Genomic DNA, 4923 nt, shown 5'->3' with positions numbered 1-4923 from the left:
CCGCGCACCCAACCCCTCCAACTCCCCAACCAAACCCCCAACACCCGGAGCACCCCACCCCGACGACTCACCAACACCACCTCACCCACCCCATACACCGACACCAAATGCCGCGCCACCAAACCACCCAACAACCCCGTCCCACCCGTCACCAACGCCACACCACCACCCACATCCGAAACCACACCACCAGCCGGACCACCACCACTCACACCCACCAACCGCGGCACCCACACCCGACCCCCACGCACCGCAACCTCCGACTCCCCCAGCCCCACCACACCCGCAACCACACCCACATCCCCATCAACACCCACATCCACCAACACAAACCGCCCCGGATGCTCCGACTGCGCCGACCGCACCAACCCCCACACCGCACCACCACCCACATCCACCACACCCTCACCACCCACCGACACCGCACCCCGCGTCACCACCACCAACCGCGAACCCCCAAACCGCTCATCCCCCACCCACAACCGCAAAACCTCCAACACACCCACAACATCAACCCCCGACAACACCACACACCCCGGCACCACCCCACCCAAAGCCACCTCACCCCACTCCATAAACGACCCCACCCCACACACACCCACATCCACCCACTCCACCCGATACAACGCATCGGTCCCGTTCCCCCGCCCGTCGTGCAGCTGCTGAGCGGAGACCGGTCGCAGGGCCAGTGAGCGTGCCGACAGGACGGGCGCACCGGTGACGTCCGTGGCCCGGAGGGCGACCGCGTCGCGGCCGGCCGGGGTCAGGGTGACGCGCAGGACCGTCGCACCGACCGCGTGCAAAGTGACGCCGCTCCAGGAGAACGGCACATAAGCCTGGTCGTCGTCGGTGACGAAGTCGCCGAATCGCACCCCGTGGAGTGCGGCATCGAGCAGTGCGGGATGGATCGCGCACCGGGCCGCGTCCCCCCGAGCCTCCTGAGGGACCGCCACCTCGACGAAGACCTCGTCTCCCCGGCGCCAAGCCTCCCGCAACCCCTGGAACACCGGCCCATACGCATACCCCCGCTCCGCCAACACCCCATAAACCCCCTCCACCCCCACCCGCTCCGCACCCACCGGCGGCCACACCTCCACAGCCGACACCTCAACCTCGGCCACCCCCACCACACCCACCGCATGCCGAACCCACTCACCCTCCCGACACGAAAACACCGACACCGAACGACGGCCCCCCTCGCCAGGACCACCCACCGCAACCTGAACCTCCACCTCACCCCGCCCCGGAAGCACCAACGGCCCCTCCAACGTCAACTCCTCAACCACCCCACACCCCAACCGCAACCCCGCCTGCAACACCAACTCCACAAACCCCGTCCCCGGCAGCAACACCACACCGGAGAGGGCATGATCAGCCAGCCAGGAGTGGGTGGCCAGGGACAGCCGACCGGTGAGCAGGCGGCCGCCGGACTCGGGCAGCGCGACCGTGGCCCCGAGAAGGGGGTGGTCGAGCGCCCCCAGTCCCAGCGCGGAGGCGTCACCGTGGCCGGGCCGGGGCGTCAGCCAGTAACGCTCCCGCTGGAACGGGTAGGTCGGCAGTTCCACCCGTCGCGCCTCACCGAAGGCCGCGGCCCAGTCGACCCGTACGCCGTGCACCTGCAGCCGCGCCATGGCCGAGTAGAACTGGGCGAGCCCGCCCTGGCCACGGCGGAGCGAGCCGGTGACCACCACGGTCTCGCCGGAGGCGTCCGCCGTGGCCTGGATGCCCATGGTCAGGGCGGGGTGGGTGCTCGATTCCACGAAGACGCGGTGGCCGTCGGAGAACAGGGCCTGCAGCGCGCCCAGGAAGTCGATGGGCTTGCGGGCGTTCCAGAACCAGTAGTCCGCGTCGAGTTCGGTGGTGTCCAGGAGTCCGCCGGTGACCGTGGAGTAGAACGGAACGGTGGACTGGCGGGGCGCCACGTCGGCCAGCAGGGTGAGCAACCGTTCGCGCAGCGGTTCCACCTGAGGGCCGTGGGACGCCACGGTGGCGGGCACGACGCGGGCACGTACGCCGTCCGCCTCGCATGCGGCCACGAACTCCTGGAGACTGTGCGGGTCGCCGGCCACCGTGGCCGCCGCGGGCCCGTTCACCCCGGCCACCGCGAGGCGTTCGCCCCACGGTTCGATCCGGGCGGCCACTTGCTCCGCGGGCAGGGCGACCGAGGCGATCGCGCCGTTGCCCACCAGCGTTTCGGCGAACAGGCGGCTGCGCAACACCACGACCTTGGCCGCGTCCTCCAGCGACAGCGCCCCGGCCACACAGGCGGCCGCGATCTCGCCCTGGGAGTGGCCGACCACGGCGGAGGGAGTGATCCCGTAAGAAGCCCACAGCTCGGCGAGGGACACCATCGCGGTGAACAGCACCGGCTGGACGACCTCGATGAGGTCGAGCGAGGGCGCACCGGGCGCGGATCGCACCACGTCCTCGATGGACCAGTCGAGATGCGTCTCCAGTGCACGGGCGCACTGGGCGAACCGGCGGGCGAAGGCCGGGGAGGTGTCCAGCAGTTCCACGGCCATTCCGGCCCACTGCGAGCCCTGTCCCGGAAAGACGAACACCACGCCGGTGTCGGGACCGGCCACTCCCTCCACCACGTTCGGGGCCGGCTCTCCGGTGGCCACCGCGGCAAGGCCGGTCAGCAGTTCCCCCGGGGTGGATCCGATCACCACCGCGCGGTGTGACAGCGCCGAGCGGGTGGTGGCGAGGGTCCACCCGAGGTCGCCGGGGTCCGCTGCGGTGGCCACGGTGGCGAGCCGGGCCGCCAACGCGCGCAGACCGGCCTCGCCCTGGCCCGAGAGCACCCAGGGCACCGCCACCGGTTCGGTGCGGGGCTGATCGGTACGGGGCGGATCGGTGTGCTCGGCCTCCGGCGCCTGCTCCAGGATGGCGTGCGCGTTGGTGCCGCTCACGCCGAAGGCGGACACACCCGCCCTGCGCGGCCGGTCGCTCTCCGGCCAGGGAGTCCGCTCCGTGAGCACTCGCACCGCTCCTGCGGACCAGTCCACATGCGGGGTCGGCTCGTCCACGTGCAGGGTGCGCGGCAGCACACCGTGCCGCATGGCGAGCACCATCTTGATGACCCCGGCGACACCCGCGGCGGCCTGGGTGTGGCCCAGGTTCGACTTGACCGATCCGAGCCACAACGGCCGGTCCCGCTCCTGACCGTAGGTGTCCAGCAGGGCCTGTGCCTCGATCGGGTCCCCGAGCCTGGTGCCGGTGCCGTGCGCCTCCACCACGTCGACGTCGCCCGTGGACAGCCGGGCGTCGGACAGTGCCGCGCGGATGACCCGACGCTGCGAGGGCCCGTTGGGCGCCGTCAGCCCGTTCGACGCGCCGTCCTGGTTGGCGGCGGTGCCACGCACCACCGCCAGCACCCGGTGGCCGTGTCGTTCGGCGTCGGACAGCCGCTCCACCAGCAGCATCCCGGCGCCCTCACCCCAGCCGGTGCCGTCCGCTCCCGCCGCGAACGCCTTGGACCGGCCGTCCGGTGCCAGTCCGCCCTGCTTGGACAGCTCGACGAAGGTGTTCGTCGTCGTCATCACCGTGACGCCGCCCGCCAGCGCCAGCTCGCACTCCCCGTTGCGCAGCGCCCGGACGGCCAGATGCAGGGCGATCAGCGAGGACGAGCACGCGGTGTCCACGGTGACCGTCGGCCCTTCGAGGCCGAAGGCGTAGGCCACCCGTCCCGAGAGGACGCTGGCCGCGCTGCCCGTGCCGAGGTGGCCTTGCACATCGTCCCGCGCCGCGCTGAGCAGCGTCGCGTAGTCCTGACCGTTGGTGCCGATGAACACCCCGGTCAGGCTGCCCCGCACGGCGTCCCGGTTGACGCCGGCCCGCTCGAACGCCTCCCAGGCGGTCTCCAGCATCAGCCGCTGCTGCGGGTCCATCGCGATGGCCTCCCGGGGGGATATCCCGAAAAGCCCCGCATCGAAATCGGCGATGCCGTGCAGGAATCCGCCGTAGCGGGTGACCGACTTCCCGGCCCCGCCCTCGGGGTCGTAGAGGCCTTCTGTGTCCCAGCCACGGTCGTCGGGGAATTCCGACACCGCGTCGCCACCGTCGCGCACCAGGTCCCACAACGCTTCCGGCGTTGCGATGCCGCCGGGGAAACGGCAGCTCATGCCGATGATCGCGATGGGCTCGTGGCCCTTTGCCTCGATGTCCTGCAGGCGCTGGCGGGTCTGCCGCAGATCCTTCGTGACCTCTTTGAGGTAATGACGAAGTTTCTCTTCATTCTCCACAGGACGACCCTCTCAACGCGGTGCTGGACTCACTCGGAGTCGAACTCGACGGCAGGTTCACGAGATACCGAATTCCTTGCCGAGGAGGTCGAACATCTCCTCGTCCGTCGCGGAATCCAGTTCAATGTCACGGTCGGTGGCCGCGCCCCAGTGGGACAGCAGGCTCTTGATCTTCGCGGCGACCTCGGCACCGGCCACGTCGCTCGGGGACAGGTCGGACAACACCGCTTCGAGCCGGTTCAGCTCGTCGAGCACGGACGTCGTATCGTCCTCGGTCCCGCCCTGGAGGAGTTGGGCCCGGACGTGGTCGGCCAGCGCCGCGGTGGTCGGATAGTCGAAGATGACCGACGCCGGGAACGGTACGCCGGTGGCGGTGGCCAGCCGGTTCCGCAGCTCCACCGCGGTGAGCGAGTCGAAGCCGACCTCCTGGAAGGTCTTCGAGGGGTCGACTGAGGCGGGCTTCGCATGCCCCAGCACGGCCGCGACGTGGGTACGGACCAGTTCCAGCACCGCTCGTTCGCGCTCGATCGGCGACATGCCGCGCAGCCGGGTGGCGAATTCCTCGACCGGTTCCATGGGAGGGGTGGCGATCGTGAGTAGTTCGCTCAGCAGCGGGCTCGGTCGTACGGCGGTGAACCGGGAGCCAAAGCTCGACCACTCCACGTCCGCGATCATCATC

3 pseudogenes are annotated in these 4923 nt (G+C 70.3%); all 3 read right to left on the bottom strand.

The features are described 5' to 3' along the window. Positions 1-281: 281 nt before the first annotated feature. Positions 282-476, bottom strand: a pseudogene (locus tag J8403_RS44885) (SpnB-like Rossmann fold domain-containing protein); the annotation flags it as partial. A 240-nt stretch (positions 477-716) separates the two neighbouring features. After that, positions 717-4235: pseudogene (locus J8403_RS39165) on the bottom strand (type I polyketide synthase); the annotation flags it as partial. 66 nt (positions 4236-4301) lie between these two features. After that, positions 4302-4685, bottom strand: a pseudogene (locus J8403_RS44880) (acyl carrier protein); the annotation flags it as partial. Positions 4686-4923: the final 238 nt, after the last annotated feature.

Source organism: Streptomyces yatensis (genome assembly GCF_018069625.1).
Classification (GTDB): domain Bacteria; phylum Actinomycetota; class Actinomycetes; order Streptomycetales; family Streptomycetaceae; genus Streptomyces; species Streptomyces yatensis.
Note: the sequence above shows the minus strand (reverse complement) of the source record. Positions and strands in the feature narration are given on the sequence as shown.